This is a genomic window from Halobacterium sp. KA-6, from assembly GCF_021029015.1.
Classification (GTDB): Archaea; Halobacteriota; Halobacteria; order Halobacteriales; family Halobacteriaceae; genus Halobacterium.
Genome location: NZ_JAJJZH010000001.1, coordinates 366,909 through 384,352, shown reverse-complemented (window position 1 = coordinate 384,352; position 17,444 = coordinate 366,909). Strand labels below are relative to the sequence as shown.

16 protein-coding genes are annotated in these 17,444 nt (G+C 67.1%); 12 read left to right on the top strand and 4 right to left on the bottom strand.

Translation table 11 applies throughout. The features are described 5' to 3' along the window. Positions 1–120 precede the first annotated feature (120 nt). The 6 genes from LPA46_RS02145 (at position 121) to mce (ending at position 6,122) form a co-directional block, all read left to right on the top strand. Entirely contained in the window at positions 121–1,314 is a 1,194-nt protein-coding gene (locus LPA46_RS02145) for a LolA family protein (protein WP_230891162.1), read from the top strand. A 32-nt stretch (positions 1,315–1,346) separates the two neighbouring features. Continuing rightward, positions 1,347–2,012 carry a PGF-CTERM sorting domain-containing protein gene (locus tag LPA46_RS02140; protein ID WP_230891161.1) on the top strand — a complete coding sequence of 222 codons (666 nt, stop codon included), beginning with the start codon at positions 1,347–1,349 and terminating at the stop codon, positions 2,010–2,012. A 332-nt stretch (positions 2,013–2,344) separates the two neighbouring features. Next, a complete protein-coding gene (locus LPA46_RS02135; protein ID WP_230891160.1) occupies positions 2,345–2,920 on the top strand; it encodes a GNAT family N-acetyltransferase in 576 nt (191 codons plus the stop codon). 54 nt (positions 2,921–2,974) lie between these two features. Further along, on the top strand, positions 2,975–4,660 hold the full coding sequence (locus LPA46_RS02130; protein ID WP_230891159.1) for an acyl-CoA mutase large subunit family protein: 1,686 nt from the start codon (positions 2,975–2,977) through the stop codon (positions 4,658–4,660). 61 nt (positions 4,661–4,721) lie between these two features. Next, positions 4,722–5,678 (top strand): oxidoreductase, encoded by a 957-nt coding sequence (locus LPA46_RS02125; protein WP_230891158.1) that lies wholly within the window; start codon positions 4,722–4,724, stop codon positions 5,676–5,678. Between the two features lie 54 nt (positions 5,679–5,732). Continuing rightward, entirely contained in the window at positions 5,733–6,122 is a 390-nt protein-coding gene (mce, locus tag LPA46_RS02120) for a methylmalonyl-CoA epimerase (protein ID WP_230891157.1), read from the top strand. Here the strand turns inward: mce and LPA46_RS02115 are convergent. Together LPA46_RS02115 and LPA46_RS02110 are read right to left on the bottom strand one after the other, a co-directional pair. Further along, a complete protein-coding gene (locus LPA46_RS02115) occupies positions 6,119–6,637 on the bottom strand; it encodes an NUDIX hydrolase (RefSeq protein WP_230891156.1) in 519 nt (172 codons plus the stop codon). The genes mce and LPA46_RS02115 overlap by 4 nt on opposite strands. Positions 6,638–6,723: 86 nt before the next feature. Beyond that, positions 6,724–7,365 carry an FAD-dependent oxidoreductase gene (locus LPA46_RS02110; RefSeq protein ID WP_230891155.1) on the bottom strand — a complete coding sequence of 214 codons (642 nt, stop codon included), beginning with the start codon at positions 7,363–7,365 and terminating at the stop codon, positions 6,724–6,726. 274 nt (positions 7,366–7,639) lie between these two features. Between LPA46_RS02110 and LPA46_RS02105 the strand changes: the two genes are divergently transcribed. The 5 genes from LPA46_RS02105 (at position 7,640) to LPA46_RS02085 (ending at position 13,872) form a co-directional block, all read left to right on the top strand. Continuing rightward, positions 7,640–9,382 carry a 2-oxoacid:acceptor oxidoreductase subunit alpha gene (locus LPA46_RS02105; RefSeq protein ID WP_230891154.1) on the top strand — a complete coding sequence of 581 codons (1,743 nt, stop codon included), beginning with the start codon at positions 7,640–7,642 and terminating at the stop codon, positions 9,380–9,382. Between the two features lie 3 nt (positions 9,383–9,385). Further along, positions 9,386–10,255 (top strand): 2-oxoacid:ferredoxin oxidoreductase subunit beta, encoded by an 870-nt coding sequence (locus LPA46_RS02100; protein ID WP_230887627.1) that lies wholly within the window; start codon positions 9,386–9,388, stop codon positions 10,253–10,255. Positions 10,256–10,469: 214 nt separating this feature from the next. After that, complete coding sequence (locus LPA46_RS02095; protein ID WP_230891153.1) at positions 10,470–11,543, top strand: succinylglutamate desuccinylase/aspartoacylase family protein; 1,074 nt, start codon at positions 10,470–10,472, stop codon at positions 11,541–11,543. A 205-nt stretch (positions 11,544–11,748) separates the two neighbouring features. Beyond that, entirely contained in the window at positions 11,749–12,987 is a 1,239-nt protein-coding gene (locus LPA46_RS02090; protein WP_230891152.1) for a digeranylgeranylglycerophospholipid reductase, read from the top strand. 57 nt (positions 12,988–13,044) lie between these two features. Next, positions 13,045–13,872: an aldo/keto reductase gene (locus LPA46_RS02085; RefSeq protein WP_230891151.1), complete on the top strand. Its 828-nt coding sequence runs from the start codon at positions 13,045–13,047 to the stop codon at positions 13,870–13,872. 276 nt (positions 13,873–14,148) lie between these two features. Here LPA46_RS02085 and LPA46_RS02080 read toward each other — a convergent pair whose 3' ends face one another. Further along, positions 14,149–15,120, bottom strand: a complete 972-nt coding sequence (locus tag LPA46_RS02080; protein WP_230891150.1) for a phosphoadenosine phosphosulfate reductase family protein — start codon at positions 15,118–15,120, stop codon at positions 14,149–14,151. 79 nt (positions 15,121–15,199) lie between these two features. After that, on the bottom strand, positions 15,200–16,204 hold the full coding sequence (locus LPA46_RS02075) for a phosphate signaling complex PhoU family protein (RefSeq protein WP_230891149.1): 1,005 nt from the start codon (positions 16,202–16,204) through the stop codon (positions 15,200–15,202). 226 nt (positions 16,205–16,430) lie between these two features. Here LPA46_RS02075 and LPA46_RS02070 point away from each other — a divergent pair, with 226 nt between their 5' ends. Next, positions 16,431–17,426 carry a phosphate ABC transporter substrate-binding protein PstS family protein gene (locus tag LPA46_RS02070; protein WP_230891148.1) on the top strand — a complete coding sequence of 332 codons (996 nt, stop codon included), beginning with the start codon at positions 16,431–16,433 and terminating at the stop codon, positions 17,424–17,426. The last annotated feature ends 18 nt before the right edge of the window (positions 17,427–17,444 follow it).

The following is a 17,444-nucleotide window of genomic DNA, read 5'->3' as shown; positions in this document are numbered from 1 at the left end:
GTTCCCGTCAAAGGTGTTTCGCAGTCCCCGGCGCGCGGGCTGACGCCGGGAGCGTCGGATGTGTGGCCGCACACGCATCACAAACGTTATTAAAATATCCACCGTTCGTTCGGTTAATAAATGATGCCGAGCGGCCCCTCCACCGACCGCGGGGGCGTCACCACGGTAGTGGTGGTCGCCGCCGTCGCCGCCGTGGTCGTCGCCGGCGCGCTGTGGTTGGTCGCCGCGCCCGAAGCGACCAGCCAGCCAATCGGCACGGACGCCAGCGAGCAGTACGCCAGCATCGGCGGCGTCACGGCGACGGAGACGACCGTCGTCGAGCGCGGGAGCCGCACGAGCCGGACGGTCGCCGAGGTGGCGCTCCGGCCCGGAACGGACCAGCGCCGCGAGGTGGTCGTGAACGAGAGCGAGCGCTACGAGGTGACGGTGTCGAACGGGTCGACGATGTGGTTCTACGACGGCGACGCGAACCGCGCGAAGCGCGTGCCCCTCTCGCCGACGCCGGGCGACGCGGCCAGCCGCGCCGACCGCATCGAGCGGCTGTTCACTGCACTGAACGTCACGCAGAGCGACGCGTCCACGAGCGCGTCTGGGCCGGAAGTCGCGCCGCTGCCCGTTGTCCCGGACGCCGCCAGCGAGCCGAACGCGTCCACCGACACGGCGCTCGGCGTCGAGTACCGCGGCACGACGACAGTCGGCGACCGCGAAGCGTACGTCCTCCACGTCGCGCCGCAGACCGACGGCGCGGCCTACGAGCAGACGCTACTGGTGGACACGCAGCGGTTCTTCGTGCTCGAACAGCGCACCGAGTGGGTCGACGACGGGACGCGCGTCTCCGTGCGTACGACGTACACGAACGTCTCCTTCGACCCCGGGCTGAGCGCGGACGCGTTCACGTTCGACCCGCCCGCGAACGCGACCGTCGAGCACGTCGACACGCCCGAGACGACGACCTACGAGAGCGCAGCGGCGCTCCGCGAGGCGACGAACGTCTCCGTTCCCTCCCCGGAACTACCGGCGTCGTTCCGGCCGACGTACACCTCCGAAACGACGGGTGACGTGCACGGCGTCGGCCTCCGGTACGTCAACGAGACCGGGCGCATCACGGTCGCGAAGTACAATCGGACGTTCCCCGCGGACGGCGATCGCACAGTCTTGGTCGGCGACCACGAGGCCGCGGTGACGTACGGCCCCACGGCGTCGGTGTCGTGGAACTGCGAGGAGTACCGGTATACGGTCCGCGGGCAGGACGTGCCCGCGTCGGTGCTCGTGGAGGTCGCGCGCTCGGTCGCCTGCGAAGGGTCGTCGGCGTGATATTTTAGTCGAGTGGCTGCGAACGTCCGCGAGTGACCCGAGCCCTCCTCACAGCCCTGGTCCTCGCCAGCATCGTCGCCGGCGCCGTCGCCGGGAGCGCCGTGGCTGCGGACGCCGACGCCAGCCTGGTCGCGCGCTATCCGGCGGAAAACGGCTCGATGACCGAGACGCCGGTCGTGACCGCCGACGACATCGCCTCGGCCGAACCGACAACGACGCAGCACGGACAGCCGGGGGTCGCCGTCACGCTGACCGACGAGGGCGCACAGTCGTTCACCGACACGCTCGTCGACGCAGGATTCACGTCCGACAACGCCACCGGGAACTGTCCGGCCGACGGCGCGGAGCGGAACGACGAGGGGTACTGCCTGCTCACCGTCCTCGACGGTGAAGTCGTCTACGCGGCGGCGCTCTCGCCGTCGCTGGCGGACGCCATCGAGGGTGGCGCGCTCGCGGACGACCCGCAGCTGTTGCTCGCCACCGCCACCGAGTCGAACGCGACCCGGCTCGCGGAGGCGTTCGGCGCGTCGGTCTCCGAGAACACGACCACGGCGCGCACACAGACACCGACGACCAGCGACTCGGCCGAGAACGCGACGGCGACGACGAACACGACGGGGACGAGCGTCCCCGGGTTCGGCGTCGTCGCGGCGCTGCTCGCGGTCGCGCTCGCTGCCGGTGTGCTGTCGCGTCGGTGACCGACGGCGGCCATGTTTAGTCGAGCGAAAGCCGGACGCTCAACCGCTCTCGTGGCGGGAAATCGAAAGGGGCCGAGCGCTCGCGGAGCGAGCCGACGTAAGCACCGCAGGCCGACGGCCGAGGAGCATGGTTCGAGAGACGCCGGCGGCGTCTCTCGTCATCTCGAAAGAGCGCTACGCGCTCTTTCGGCGACAGCGAGGCGCAGCCCGCGAGCGGGAGGGGGCTTTCGAAGAAGACGTTGTCACCATTCTCCCGTCCTGTCCCCTCCGTAACTAAACAGTATCCCGACGGCCCCGCAAACGCTTTTCCGAGGGGCGTCCAAGGGAGGAGTATGTACGCCCGCGACGCGAAGAAACACGAGGAGGTGTGGTTGCTCGACCGCCTCGACGAGTTCGGGTTCGAGGACCCGGCGTTCCGCTCGCGGGACTACGTGCTCGCCATCGACGAGCAGACCAACGAGCGCGCGGGGTTCGCGCGCCTCCGCGTGCACGCCGTCGACGACGAGCAGGTCTGCGAATTCACGAACATCGGCGTGCTGGAGGACTGGCGCAGCCGCGGCGTCGGCGCACACCTCCTCGAACATCTCGTGGAGGACGCCCGCGACCAGGGCTTCGAGACGGCGTACGCGCTCACGGACGAGCCCGAGTACCTCGCGCAGTTCGGCTTCCAGCGCGTGCCCGCCGACTCCCTGCCCGAGCCGCTCCCGGACCGGCTGGACGCGACCCGCGAGTACCAGCCCGACGCGGTGCCGGTCCGCCTGAACTTCGTGGACTTCGAGATTCCCGAACGCCTGCGGAAGCGCTTCACCGAGCGCGAGAGCGACGAGGAATCGGAACCCGAGGAGTCCGCCGAGGACTTCGGCATCGACTCGGACTCGGCGACGTACAAGTACGACACGGGCGGGTGACGGAGGGCTTCGGGGAGCGCACGAACTAAGGCACAGTCCCGCCTCGCTCCAATCATGTTCGACGACGAGGACCTCGCAGCGATTCGCGAGTCCCGCGAGGAGTGGGAGGAAGACTCCCTCTCCCCCACGCTCGACCGGTTCGGGGAGCGCAAGGACGAGTTCCGAACGGACACGGGCGGGCAGTCCGTCGACCCGCTCTACACGCCCGACGACGTCGCGGACCTCGACTACGAGGAGGACCTCGGCTTTCCCGGCGAGGACCCGTACACGCGCGGCGTCTACCCGACGATGTACAGGGGGCGGCTGTGGACGATGCGCCAGTACGCCGGCTTCGGCACGCCCGAGGAGACCAACGAGCGCTTCCACTACCTCCTCGACCAGGGCCAGACCGGGCTGTCGATGGCGTTCGACCTCCCGACGCAGATGGGCTACGACTCCGACGCCACGATGGCGCAGGGCGAGGTCGGGAAGTCCGGGGTCGCCATCGACACGCTCCGCGACTTCGAGAAGGTCTTCGACGGCATCCCGCTGGACGAGGTGTCGACGTCGATGACCATCAACGCACCCGCCAGCGTCCTGCTGGCGATGTACATCGCGGTCGGCGACCAGCAGGGCGTCGACCGCGAGGAGCTCCGCGGAACCATCCAGAACGACATCCTCAAGGAGTACATCGCGCGGAACACGTACATCTTCCCGCCGGAGCCGTCGATGCGCGTCATCACGGACATCTTCGAGTACTGTGCCGCGGAGACGCCGAAGTTCAACACCATCTCCATCTCGGGCTACCACATCCGAGAGGCGGGCGCGACGGCGGCCCAGGAAATCGCGTTCACGCTCGGCGACGGCATCGAGTACGTCGAGACGGCGCTGGACGCGGGCTTGGACGTCGACGAGTTCGCGCCGCAGCTCTCCTTCTTCTTCAACGCCCACAACAACATCTTCGAGGAGGTCGCGAAGTTCCGCGCCGCGCGCCGCATGTGGGCGTCGATTATGGAGGAGCGCTTCGACGCCACCGACCCCAAGAGCAAGCAGTTGAAGTTCCACACGCAGACTGCGGGGTCGACGCTGACCGCCCAGCAGATCGACAACAACATCGTGCGCGTCGGCTACCAGGCGCTCGCCGCGGTGCTCGGCGGCACGCAGAGCCTCCACACGAACGGGAAAGACGAGGCGCTCTCGATTCCCACCGAGGAGTCTGTCCGGACTGCGCTCCGGACCCAGCAGATTCTCGCCCACGAGTCCGGCGCGGCAGACACCATCGACCCGCTCGCGGGGAGTTACTACGTCGAGAACCTCACCGACGAAGTGGAGGCCGAAGCCCGCGAGATTCTCGACGACGTGGACGACCGCGGCGGGATGCGCCAGGCCGTCGAGGACCAGTGGGTGCAGCGCCAGATTCAGGACGTGGCGTTCGAGCGCCAGCAGGAAATCGAGGACGGCGAGCGCATCATCGTCGGCGTCAACGAATTCGAGGTCGAGGAGGACGAACCCGAGGTCGACATCGAGGAGGTCACCGCGGAGGACGAGCGGCAGAAAGTCGAGCAGGTCGAGTCCGTCAAAGCCGACCGCGACGAGGAGGCCGTCGAAGCCGCGCTCGCCGACTTGAAAGACGCCGCGGCGGGCGAGGAGAACGTGATGCCGTACATCGTGGACGCGGTGAAGGCGTACGCCAGCGTCGGCGAAATCTGTAACGCGCTCCGGGACGTCTTCGGCGAGCACCAGCCCGGCGCCGCGCTGTAGAGACGCGGCTGGCGTCGCCGCGACGCCCCGTATTATGGAGCTCCCGCGCGGAGTTGAACACATGTTCAACGACAGCGGCTGGACCGCCGACGAGCTGCCCGACCAGTCCGGGCGGAACGTCGTCGTGACGGGCGCGAACAGCGGCATCGGTTACGAGGCCACGAAGGCGTTCGCGGCACACGGCGCGCACGTCGTGCTGGCCGTCCGGAGCGTCGAACGCGGCGAGGACGCCAAACGGGAAATCGAGGCCGAGTATCCGGGCGCGTCGCTGACCGTCCACGAAGTCGACCTCGCGGACCTCGACTCCGTGGCGGCGTTCGCCGACTGGTACGATACCGAGTACGATTCGCTTTCCGTGCTCGCGAACAACGCGGGCGTGATGGCGATTCCGCGCTCGGAGACCACGGACGGCTTCGAGACGCAGTTCGGCGTCAACCACCTCGGGCACTTCGCGCTCACCGGCCACTTGCTGGGCGTCCTGCGGCGGACGAGCGGCCAAGCGCGCGTCGTCACGCAATCCAGCATGGCCCACGAGAGCGGCGAAATCGACTTCGACGACCTCCAGCACGAACAGGAGTACGACAAGTGGGAAGCCTACGGCCAGTCGAAACTCGCGAACGTGCTGTTCGCGTACGAACTCGACCGCCGGCTACGCGCTGCGAATGCGAGCGTCACCAGCGTCGCCTGCCACCCCGGGTTCGCCGCGACGAACCTCCAACTGCGCGGCCCCGAAGCCGAGGGGTCGCGGCTGCGCCTGCTCGGGATGAAGGCCGCCAACGCCGTGCTCGCGCAGAGCGCCGAAGCGGGCGCGTGGCCGCTGCTGTACGCCGCCACGCACCCGTCCATCGACGGCGGGGAGTACGTCGGCCCCGGTGGTTTGTTGAATATGCGCGGCCACCCCGAAGAACAGCAGTCCAGCGAGCGCTCGCGGGACGAGGCGACCGCGCGCCGGCTCTGGTCGGTCTCCGAGGACCTCACCGGCGTCTCCGTCGACCTGCCCGCGCCGAGCGACGACTGACGCGGCCGGGCACGCGCCGGAGCCTTGATGGTGGGTCGCCAGCCACCTCTCCGCATGCACGTCGACCACATCGGTGTCGCCACCGACGACGCCGACGGTCTCGCGGCGCTGTACGAGACGCTCTTCGACGCGCCCGCGGTCCACGAAGAGACGCTCGACGGCCTCCGGGTCGTCTTTCTCGAACTCGACGAGAACAGCTACTTCGAACTACTCGAACCGGTCGACGCGGACACCGACATCGGCGCGTACCTCGACCGCGAGGGACCTGGCATCCACCACGTCGCGCTCGCGACCGAGGACATCCAGGCCGCGCTCGCCACGGCACGCGAGATGGGCGTCGACCTCATCGACGAGGAACCCCGAGAAGGTGCGTGGGGCCACGAAATCGCGTTCTTGCATCCGAGCGACACGGGCGGCGCGCTCGTGGAGTTCGTCCAGCACTAGTCGGAGAGAATCGCGCTGACGTGCGGGCCGACGGCGTCCGGTGGGTCCGCGGGGTCGAACCACCGCGCCTCCAGAATCTCCTCGGACAGCGAGAGCTCCGCGTCGCTGGTTTCGCCCTCGAAGAACACCCACAGGCCGGTGACGCCGTCCCCGCCCTCCACGAGCGCGAACGACTGCTCGATGACGCGCGCAACCCCCGTCAGCGTGCACGTCGAACCGACGTCGTCGTGGACGCGGAACTTCGCCGTGTCCGTGTGGGACTCGCCGCGCTCCGTCGACCCCCCGGGGAAGTCCCACGCTTCGGGGTGGTCGTGGTAGCGCACGAGCAACACCTCGTCGTCGTGGCGGAGGACGACGCGCGCGCCGCCAAGCGACCCTGCTTCGGCCGCTTGCAGGCAGTCGGTGTAGACGGCGCGCGGGACGACCGTCTCCTCCTCGACGACGTCGAACGCCCCGTAGTCTCGTTCGAGGCCGGCGAGCCGTTGCCGAACCCCGTCCCAACCACTAGACGACACGGAACGACCAAAGGAATCCTCGGGTTTAGTTCGTTTGGCTTCGAGAGACGCGCACGGTCCCGTCCACGGGACTATCCGCGACTGCGCTACGGCGCGGGCCCGAAGCTCTCGACTTTCGCGGCGTCCACGTCGAACCCGGCGGCTTCGAGCGCCTCGACGGCTTCCTCGCAGAAGCCCGCGAACCCGTAGACGAACGGCACGGCGTCCGCGGGCCCGGTGAGCGACTGGACCGCGGCCGCGACGCCGTCCGAGACGAAGACGACGCGCGCGCCGGCGTTCGCGAGCGCCGCGAGGCGGTCCTCGTGGACCGGTTCGTCGTCCTGGTAGACGACGGTGACGTCCGCGCCGTCCGCGAGCGCGCGCTCGCCCACCGCGACCGCCGGCCCGACGCCCGGCCCGCCCGCGAGCACGACGACGCTGGCCTCGCCCTCGTAGTAGTCGTCGCCGAACGGCCCGGAGACGACGACCTCGTCGCCGGGGTCGCGCGAGGCCAGCCACGGCCCGAGCGTCCCCTCCGGGTCCACTTCGACCGTAATCTCGAACGTCTCCGCGACGTCCGGCGAGGAGAGCGTGTAGAAACGGCCCTCGCGCTCGCCGTCGAACTCGCCGAAGACCTGTACGAACTGGCCGGGCTCGGCCTCGAACCCCTCGGGGCTCTCGAACACCACGGCGACGGTGTCGGGGCCCGCGTCGCGGACCGCCCGAACCGAAACTGCTGTCTCGTCCATACGACGGGTTCGCGCCCGCGACCCAAATGGATTCGCTTCCCGGCCAGCCGACCTCGAGTGAGCTGTCATCACGGCACAACGACAACTCGGGAATCGGAATTTTCCGGTAGACACGCGGGCGTAACGCGCGCGTGTAACGGCCGTCCATCACGACCCCCTAGTCTATCATGGACGAATGCCCAATTATTTCGACCTATCGCCGAGAATCACCCGTTTCGGAGGGACGTACGGGTTCAGAAGGCTTTTTGCAAGGGGCACGGCTACCCCCACTCACATGCACGACGACCTGAACTGGGCCATCGGCGGCGAAGCCGGCGATGGAATCGCGTCCACCGGGAAAATTTTCGCGCAGGCGCTGTCCCGCGCGGGTCGCCACGTCTTCACCTCGAAGGACTTCGCGTCCCGAATCCGCGGCGGCTACACCGCCTACAAGATTCGAACGTCCGTCGACGAGGTGCAGAGCGTCGTCGACCGACTCGACGTCCTCATCGCGCTCACCGAGCGCACCGTCGACGAGAACCTCGACGAACTCCACGAGGAGTCGGTCATCATCTTCGACGGTGACCGCACGGAGTTCTCGGACTTCGAGGCCCCCGCCGACACCGTCGGCCTCGACATCCCCCTGAAGTCGCTGGCCGAGGACGCCGGCGGCGCCATCATGCGCAACATCGTCGCGCTGGGCGCCGTCTGCGCGGTCACGGACTTCCCCATCGAGAACCTCGACGAGTCCCTGGAGAAGCGCTTCGGGAGCAAAGGCGAGAGCATCGTCGAGAACAACAAACAGGCCGCCCGGCTCGGCTTCGAGTACGTCAACGACGAGTACGCCGACGTCGAGAACCCCTACGAGCTGGAGACAACCGACAACGACTACGTCCTGCTGAACGGCGACGAAGCCATCGGCATGGGCGCCATCGCCGCCGGTTGCCGGTTCTACGCCGGCTACCCCATCACGCCCGCGACGGACGTCATGGAGTACCTCACCGGCCGCATCGAGCAGTTCGGCGGCCACGTCGTCCAGGCCGAGGACGAACTCTCCGCCATCAACATGGCGCTCGGCGCCGCCCGCGCCGGCGCTCGCGCGATGACCGCGACCTCCGGTCCCGGCATCGACCTGATGAGCGAGACGTTCGGCCTCGTCGCCACCAGCGAGACGCCGCTGGTCATCACGAACGTCATGCGCTCGGGTCCCTCCACGGGGATGCCCACGAAGCAAGAGCAGGGCGACCTCAACATGATGCTGTACGGCGGCCACGGTGAAGTGCCGCGGTTCGTCCTCGCGCCCACGTCGGTCGCGGAGTGCTTCCACAAGACCGTCGAGGCGTTCAACCTCGCCGAGAAGTACCAGCTCCCCGTCTACCTCACGGCCGACCTCTCGATGGCCGTCACCGAGCGCACCTACGAACCCGAGGAGTTCGACATGGACGAGGTCGAAATCGACCGCGGGAAGCTCGTCGACGAGGACGAGATTTCCGCGTGGCAGAACGAGAAAGACCAATTCAAGGCCCACGCCGTCACCGCCGACGGCATCAGCCCGCGCGCCGTCCCCGGCACCGAGGGTGGCGTCCACATGTCCACCGGCCTCGAACACGACGAACTCGGCCGCCGGACCGAGGACACGGACGTCCGTGTCGAACAGGTCGACAAGCGCAACCGCAAAGTCGAGACCGCCGAGGAACGCGAGGACTTCGACTACCGCGAATTCGGCGACGCCGACGCGGACAGCCTCGTCATCTCGTGGGGCTCCAACGAGGGGACCATCGTCGAAGCGCTCGACTACCTCGACGACCTCGACGTGCGCGTGCTCTCCGTCCCGTACATCTTCCCGCGGCCCGACCTCACCGACGACGTGCAGGCCGCCGACGACGTCGTCGTCATCGAAGCCAACGCCACCGGCCAATTCGCGAACGTCGTCGAACACGACACCCTCGAACGCGTCGACCGAATCAACAAGTACGACGGCGTCGACTTCAAGGCTGACGAACTCGCCGACGAAATCAAGCAGACACTGGAGGCCTAACCCATGAGCTCAGAGAACGTCCGATTCACCGACTTCAAGTCCGACAAACAGCCGACGTGGTGCCCGGGTTGCGGCGACTTCGGCACCATGAACGGCATGATGAAAGCGCTCGCGGAGACTGGCAACACGCCCGACGACACGTTCGTCGTCGCGGGCATCGGCTGCTCCGGCAAAATCGGGACATACATGCGCTCGTACGCGCTCCACGGCGTCCACGGCCGCGCGCTCCCGGTCGGCACCGGCGCGAAGCTCGCCAACCCCGACCTCGAAGTGATGGTCGCGGGCGGCGACGGCGACGGCTACTCCATCGGCGTCGGCCACTTCATCCACGCCGTCCGCCGGAACGTCGACATCACGTACGTCGTGATGGACAACCGCATCTACGGCCTCACCAAGGGCCAGGCGTCCCCGACCAGCCGACCCGACTTCGAGACCTCCACCACCCCGGAGGGCCCGAAGCAGCCGCCGGTCAACCCGCTCGCGCTCGCGATGTCCGCCGGCGCGTCGTTCATCGCCCAGAGTTTCTCCTCTGACGCGCTGCGTCACACGGAGATTGTCAAGGAGGCCATCGAACACGACGGCTTCAGCCTCGTCAACACGTTCAGTCCGTGTGTCACGTTCAACGACGTCGACACCTACGACTACTTCCGCGACTCCCTTGTGGACCTCTCGGAGGAAGACGACTACGACCGCCACAACTACGACCAGGCCAAGGACGCCATCCTCGACGCCGACAAGGAGTACATGGGCGTCCTCTACCAGGACGAGAACTCCACGCCGTACCACGAAGCCCACGGCGTCCACGAGAACATGGCCGAGATTCCCGACGGCGCCCCCGACGGCGCGACCGACCTCGTTCGGGAGTTCTACTAGTACCTTTTTGCTGCGGTCGCGCGCCTTCGGCGCGCTCCCTGGCAAAAATCTACGCTAAAAAGCCGTCCTCACCCCCTTCGGGGGTTCGTCGGCCTCGCGGCGAAGCCGCGAGTGACCCGCTCGCGCCTCACGGCGCTCGCGAATGCTCGCTATATTCTGTCTTTTTCGCTGTCGCGCCGCCGTGTTTATCGTCGGTGGCCGCGAGCGTACGGGCATGTCAGACGTTCCGGCGGAGCCGTTCCGGTACGACAGCGAGGTGCCACCCGGGGAGAAGCGCCACTTGCGCTACGAAATCGGGGAGACGTACCTCGGCGACCTCGTGGAGATGCCCGTCACCGTCGTGAACGGCGAGGCCGGCGGGCCGACCGTCTGCCTAATCGCGGGTATCCACGGCGACGAACTGAACGGCGTGAAAGTACTCCAGGAGGTCGCCGCCGAGTACGACCCCAGCGACCTCCACGGAACGCTGGTCTGCCTGCACGTCGTCAACGTCCCGGGCTACCTCGCCCAGCAGCGCGACATCCCCATCTACGACCAAGACCTCAACCGCTCGTTCCCTGGCCGGGAGCGCGCGAACACCGCCGAGCGAATGGCTCACGAGGTGTACCGGCGGTTCGTGAGTAAGTGCGACGTGGCCGTGGACTTCCACACCTCGACGCGGAACCGCACGACGATGTACCACGTGCGCGCGGACACCACCAACCCGGACGTCGAGCGCCTCGCGGCGGCGTTCGGCGCGAACGTGATTCTCACGGGTTCGGGCGACGACGGGTCGCTGCGGGCCGTCGCGACGCGGGACGGCATCCCCACCATCACCGTGGAGATGGGGAAGGCCCACCGGTTCCAGCGCCCGCTCGTCGAGAAAGCGCTGGAGGGTGTGGAGAGCGTGCTCGCGGCGTACGACGTGCTCCCGGACGGCGAGGTTCTGCGCCCGAAGTGGCAGGAAGTACTCGGCGGCAATCAGGAGAAGCGGTGGCTGCGTGCGGACGCCGGCGGCCTCGTGGACATGCAGTGGGGGCCGACGCCGCTGGTCCACGAGGGCGAGACCATCTGCACCATCAGCGACCACTTCAGCACCGAGGAGTACGTCGTCGAAGCGCCGTTCACGGGGATTCTCGTCGGCATCCTGGAGAATCCGGTGGCAGCGCCCGGCCACCCTCTCTGTCACCTCGCGCGCATTGACGCCGACACCCACGCCGAAATCGAGCGCGAAATCGAGGCCGGCGAGTTCGACGGCTACCGGCTGCTCGGCCTGCGGTGGATGGGCGACGGCGAGGAAGCCGAGTAACCCAATTCCGCCCTCTCGCGGGCGTCAAGAACGTTCCCGCGTGTTTTTTACCTGCGACGCGACTTACGTCGAGTAACAGTGACTGCGGACGCCGACACGACCGGCTACGGGGACGGGCACTCGCCCGCGCGCCGACGCCCACAGCCCGGCGCCCGCACGACTATCGCGGCCCGAGCGCCGCACCCACACACCGACCCTCTACGCCATGTCTGAGCACTACGACGTCGTCGTCGCCGGCGCCGGTCCGGCAGGAGCACAGTGCGCGCGAGACCTCGCCCAGCGGGACTACGACGTCCTCGTGCTGGAAGCCGAACCCGAGGACGGGTTCCCGCGCCAGTCGAACAAGTCCACGGCGGGCACGTTCGCGTCGATGACGGGCGCGTTCGGGATTCCCGACGACGTCGTGATGCAGTACACCGACGAGGTCGTTCTCGAATCCCCGAACGAGCACTTCGTGCAGACCCAGCCCGGCGCAGTGCTGGACTTCGCGGAGTTCAAGCAGTGGCTCGTCGCGGAGGGCCACGAGCACGGCGCGGAGTACCGATTCGACGCGCGCGTGAACAACCCCATCATGGAGGACGGGGACATCGTCGGCGTACAGTACGCCGGCGACGAGGAGGTCTACGCCGAGATTGTCGTCGACGCGACGGGGCCGGCGGCGCCGCTCGCGAAGAAACTCGGCGTCTGCGACCTCCAGCGCCAACACCAGGCGGTCGGCATCGAGTGGGAGATGGAGGGCGTCGACGTCGACCATCCCGGCTTCGCGGACCTCTCGAATGCGATGATGCTGCGCCTCGACCACGACGTCGTCCCCGGCGGCTACTCGTGGATTTTCCACACGGGCGAGGACACGGCGAAGGTCGGCCTCTGTTACATCCAGAGCGAGCGCTACCAGCAGTACGGCGACACGACGCGGAGCATCGACGAGCACCTCGAAGCGTGGCTCGACGAGGACCCCCGCTTCGAGAACGCCGAACGCATCACGGACAAACAACAGCACCGCGGCTCCGCGCACATCCAGATGCCCGACGGCTTCAGCACGGACAACTTCATGGCCATCGGCGACACCGTCCCTACCATCGACCCGCTGTGGGGGGAGGGCATCCACAAGGGCATGGAGTCCGCGCGCGCCGCGGCCATCACCGCCGACCGCTGTCTGATGGGGACGGAGACCGACACGTCCGCGGACGCGATGTCGATTTACGACGACCTCTGGCGGAGCCGGGTCGCCCCCGACATGCGCCGCCGGCTCACGATGACCCAACTCCTGTACCTCGCGCCGAACGAGCGCTACGACCGCCTGATGGACGACCTCAACGCGATGGACGTGGAGACCCTCGGCGAAGCCAACGAGGGCGGGCTGCGCGGCATCTCGAAACTCGTCCACCTCGACGACCTGCCGCTGCTCGCGCGGTTCGCGAAACAGCGCCTCGCCGAGCGATAAGTCTGGGACCTCGCCGCCTTCCCAAGCACTAACCACGCGGCGCCCCTCGATTCGACCATGTCTCAGAACGAGCAGCGACGCGCACCGCTGGCGAACGGGATGCCGATGCTGGGCCTCGGCACGTGGCAGAACGACGATGCAGCACAGTGCGCCGAGAGCGTCCGCACTGCCCTCGAAGCCGGCTACCGGCACATCGACACGGCGCAGGCGTACGGCAACGAGGAAGCCGTCGGCCGCGGCATCGAGGAGGCCGACGTCCCTCGCGAGGACGTCTTCCTGGCGACGAAAGTCTGGATCGAGAACCTCGCTCACGACGACGTGATTTCGACCACCGAGGAGAGCCTGGAGAATCTCGGCGTCGACTCCGTCGACCTGCTGTACGTCCACTGGCCGGCCGGCGAGTACGACGCCGAGGAGACGCTGTCGGCGCTCCAGCAGCTCCGCGAGGACGGGCTCATCGACGACATCGGCGTGAGCAACTTCGAACCGCGACACCTCGACGAGGCTCGCGACGTCCTCGGCGAGGACCCGTTCGCGAATCAGGTCGAACTCCACCCGCTGCTCCCCCAGGAGGAACTCCGGGAGTACGCCGAAGGACGCGACCTCGAACTCGTCGGGTACTCGCCGCTCGCGCGCGGCGAGGTGTTCGACGTCCCCGAGATTCAGGCCGTCGCGGAGAAACACGGCGTCAGCGAAGCCCAGGTCAGCCTCGCGTGGGTTCGCGAGAAGGGTGTCACCGCCATCCCGAAGGCCACCAGCGAGTCCCACATCGTAGACAACTTCGAGAGCCTCGCGGTCGACCTCGACGACGAGGACGTCGCGAAAATCGACGGCAGCGACGCCCGCGAGCGGCAGGTCGACCCCGGCTTCGCGCCGTGGAACTGAACTAGCACAGTCGCTACGCCGTCGGACTCGTTCTTTCCCCGAATTCGCAAGAAATCATAGCAACGAGCATCGGCGCGCGGAGCGTGCCGTTCCCCCGCGCGAGCGGAGCGAGGCGCGAAGCGCCTCGGACTGTGCGAACGGCGAGCGTAGCGAGCCGTGAGCAGCGAGCGCGGGCGCCGAGGACCCCCGTAGCGGGGTCCGACGGCGCTTTTTAGCGTAGATTTTTGCCAGCGAGCGAGGGCGCGTCAGCGCCCGAGCGAGTGCAGCAAAAAGGTACTACATGTACCCGAGGTCGCGCAGGCGCTCCATGAGGTCTTCTTTGTCCTGGGCGCGGCCTGCGCGCTCGGTCGTGTTCTCTAAGTCCTGCAGCCAGGCGGGCTCGTCGGCGGACTTGTCAGTGGAGATTTCGCTGCCGAGCGAGCGGAAGCCCTTGAAGTACTTCGGGGAGACGGGGATGTCCTCGTGGGTGAGGCCGTTCGGGAGGTCGTCGTAGTCCTGGGGGACGTAGCCGTCGTCCGGGAACTCCTCGACGGTCTCGGGGACGACGTAGAACCAGAAGGCGTCCCAGACGGCGGCTTCGTCGAATTGGAGAATCGGCTGGATGCGGTCGTGGGGCGGGTAGACGTCGGGGTCGTGGCGCGGGCTGAAGAACGTCTCGTCGGCGCGGGCTTCCTGTTCGTCCCAGCGGATGCCGGAGAGGATGCCGTCGACGTCGTGCTCTTCGAGGGCGTTGTTGAGCGCGACCGTCTTCAGGAGGTGGTTGCCGACGTAGGTGTCCAGCAGGAACGGGAACGACTCGTCCTCGTACTCGAGGAGGTCGCGGACGTGGTGCTGGTTCTGTTCGTTGAGCGCGTCGATGGGGATGTCGTCGCCGGGTTCGAGGTCGTGTTCGTCGACGTAGTCGCCGATGTCCTCGTTGCGGGCGTAGACGACGTCGAGGTCCCACTCGTCGGCCCAGTGGTCGACGAAGTCGTGGAGTTCGTCGAAGTGCTGGAAGTGGTCGATGAAGATGGTCGGCGGCACTTCGAGGTCGAACTGCTCGGCGACCTCCTTGACGAAGTACAGCGTGAGCGTGGAGTCCTTCCCGCCGGTCCACATGATGGCGGGGTTCTCGTACTCTTCGAGGCCCTTGCGCGTGACTTCGATCGCCTTCTCGATTTTGTCTTCGAGCGTCGGGTAGTCCTCCGGTGTTTCGCCTTCACCATCCGTGTAGTCGACGTCGAGGTAGTCGGGGAATTCCTCGCTCATACGCTCGGAATCGACGCTGTCACGTATAGGTTTGTGGATATCGAGTACCGGTGTCAGTAGTCGCGGACGCCGGCAGAACTTACGGGTCGGGCGTGGGCGCGGACTTCTGGAGCGCGGTCTCGGCGATGTTGCCGCCGTAGTCCGCGCTCCGCGAGAGAGAGTCGACGACGAGCCCGAGGTGCTGGGCGTGGTGTGGGTCGAGGTCGTGGAGGAGGTCGTCGATGGCACGGGTGTGTTCGTCGATTGCGCGGACGTCCGCGCGGGCTTCGTTGGCGAGTTTGGTCGCTTCCTCCGGATCGTCGGTAAACAGTGCCTCCATCGCGGTGCCGACGATGTCGGTGGCGTCCGCTTCGAGGTCGGCGAGCGCGTCGGCCACCTCGCCGGGGACGTCCGCGTCGAGTTCGTGGGTGACGTTGGCGATTTTCGCGGCGTGGTCGGCGACGCGTTCGAGCTGGCGGGCGCTGGAGTGGTAGTCGAAGGCGGTCTCGCGGCCGAGCCCGATTTCCTGGGCGACCTTCGGGGAGCGCAGGGCGCCGCGGAAAATCCGGGAGACGACGTACCAGAGGCGGTCGACGTCGTCGTCGCGCTCGATGACGTCGGTGGCGACGTCGAGGTCGCGGTTGCCGAGCGCGTCGACGGCGTCGCCGAGCATCGAGGTGGAGATGAGGTGCATGCGGCGGACGGCGTTGTGAATCGAGAGTTCCGAGGAGTCCAGGAGGTCCTGAATGACGACGCGGTTGCCGGTCTCTTCGAGCACTTCGAGGCCGACGAGACCCTGCGTGGCGTTGCGGATGACGCGTCGCTGGTCGGAGGTGATGCGGTCGGCTTCGAGCGCGAGCACGTCGAAGCCGCTGACGTACATCGTCATCACCGCGCGCATGAGTTCGTCGCCCTCCATCCCGGAGATGTCCAGCGTCCCCTCTTCAGTCTCTGTGGGGGAGACTGGCGTCAACAGCAGGGACCCGCTGTCGGGGTGGAAGCCGACCTCGTCGCCGGCTTCGACGTCGTGGTCTCGCGCCCAGTCTTTCGGAATCGAGACAGTGAACGTCGACCCGCCCGTGACTTGGACCTTCCTGCGTTCCATACTTCGTCGTTGAGAGTGTACCAATATAAATTCTTCCACCCATATATATCTCGCACTCGCAGACAGGAGTTGTCCAGAACGGGCGGTATATCGACTGATAGATTGATTATCGGCGATATTTCGTCTTCCGCCCGAGCCACGGAATACCCGTGGTAACGTCTGAATGGGTATACCTATATAGATAACATAGTAGGGTATTTATCTACATCTCCCTCACCAACAGTTGATGACTCGCAACGAGTCGGCTGTTCGTACGCGTCGCCAGTTCTTGACCGGTGTCGGTGTCGTCGGGGCCGCAGCGCTCGCCGGCTGTCAGAGCACCGGCGACAGCGGTTCGGGTGACGGACTCTCGGGCTCCATCGACATCGCCGGGAGTTCGACCGTCTTCCCGCTCGCGACGGCGATGTCCGAGGAGTTCCGCGCCGAACACGACGGCGTCGACTTCAACCTCCAGTCGACGGGCACCGGCGGCGGCTTCGCGAACCACTTCTGTCCGGGCAACACCGACTTCAACAACGCCTCCCGCCAGATTCGGGAGCAGGAACGCCAGCAGTGCGCCGACAACGACGTCGAACCCGTCGAACTGACCGTCGCGACGGACGCGCTCACCGTCATCGTCAACAACGACCTCGACATCGACAGCATCACCGTCGAGGAGCTGGCGACCATCTGGTCCGCCGAGGAGCAGCCCGAACTGTGGAGCGACGTCAACTCCGACTGGCCGGACGAACCCCTCGAACTGTACGGCCCCTCTGACGCCTCCGGTACCTACGACTACTTCATCGAGTCCGTCCTCCACAGCGGCGACGAGGAACTCAGTCACCGTCAGGACTACTCCGGCACCGAGCAGGACCGGACCATCATCCAGGGCGTCGAGGGCTCCCAGTACGCGATGGGGTACATGGGCTTCGCGTACTACTCCACGAACAAGGACCGCGTGAAGGCCCTCGCCATCGACAACGGCGACGGCGAGCCCGTCGAGCCGAGCCTCGAAACCGCTCGCTCCGGCGAGTACCAGCCGCTGTCGCGGCCGCTGTTCACGTACCCCGCGAAGTCCTCGCTGGCCGAGGAGCACATCGCGGAGTTCGCGCGCTTCTGGGTGGAGAACTCCACCAGCGAGGAAATCGTCGCCAACGACGTCGGCTACGTTCCCCTCAGCGAGGAAGCCAAGCAAGAACAGCTCGACGTCCTCGAGACGGCCATCGAGGAAGCGCAGAGTTAACCGCCCACACGGCCGAAC

Bases quoted from the DNA above. Each gene is read 5' to 3' on its own strand.
- LPA46_RS02105 (WP_230891154.1), top strand. From the start codon at position 7,640: ATGCACGACGACCTGAACTGGGCCATCGGCGGCGAAGCCGGCGATGGA.
- LPA46_RS02100 (WP_230887627.1), top strand. From the start codon at position 9,386: ATGAGCTCAGAGAACGTCCGATTCACCGACTTCAAGTCCGACAAACAG.
- LPA46_RS02110 (WP_230891155.1), bottom strand. From the start codon at position 7,365: ATGGACGAGACAGCAGTTTCGGTTCGGGCGGTCCGCGACGCGGGCCCC.
- LPA46_RS02080 (WP_230891150.1), bottom strand. From the start codon at position 15,120: ATGAGCGAGGAATTCCCCGACTACCTCGACGTCGACTACACGGATGGT.
- LPA46_RS02130 (WP_230891159.1), top strand. From the start codon at position 2,975: ATGTTCGACGACGAGGACCTCGCAGCGATTCGCGAGTCCCGCGAGGAG.
- LPA46_RS02090 (WP_230891152.1), top strand. From the start codon at position 11,749: ATGTCTGAGCACTACGACGTCGTCGTCGCCGGCGCCGGTCCGGCAGGA.
- LPA46_RS02125 (WP_230891158.1), top strand. From the start codon at position 4,722: ATGTTCAACGACAGCGGCTGGACCGCCGACGAGCTGCCCGACCAGTCC.
- LPA46_RS02085 (WP_230891151.1), top strand. From the start codon at position 13,045: ATGTCTCAGAACGAGCAGCGACGCGCACCGCTGGCGAACGGGATGCCG.
- LPA46_RS02075 (WP_230891149.1), bottom strand. From the start codon at position 16,204: ATGGAACGCAGGAAGGTCCAAGTCACGGGCGGGTCGACGTTCACTGTC.
- LPA46_RS02135 (WP_230891160.1), top strand. From the start codon at position 2,345: ATGTACGCCCGCGACGCGAAGAAACACGAGGAGGTGTGGTTGCTCGAC.
- LPA46_RS02070 (WP_230891148.1), top strand. From the start codon at position 16,431: ATGACTCGCAACGAGTCGGCTGTTCGTACGCGTCGCCAGTTCTTGACC.
- mce (WP_230891157.1), top strand. From the start codon at position 5,733: ATGCACGTCGACCACATCGGTGTCGCCACCGACGACGCCGACGGTCTC.
- LPA46_RS02145 (WP_230891162.1), top strand. From the start codon at position 121: ATGATGCCGAGCGGCCCCTCCACCGACCGCGGGGGCGTCACCACGGTA.
- LPA46_RS02095 (WP_230891153.1), top strand. From the start codon at position 10,470: ATGTCAGACGTTCCGGCGGAGCCGTTCCGGTACGACAGCGAGGTGCCA.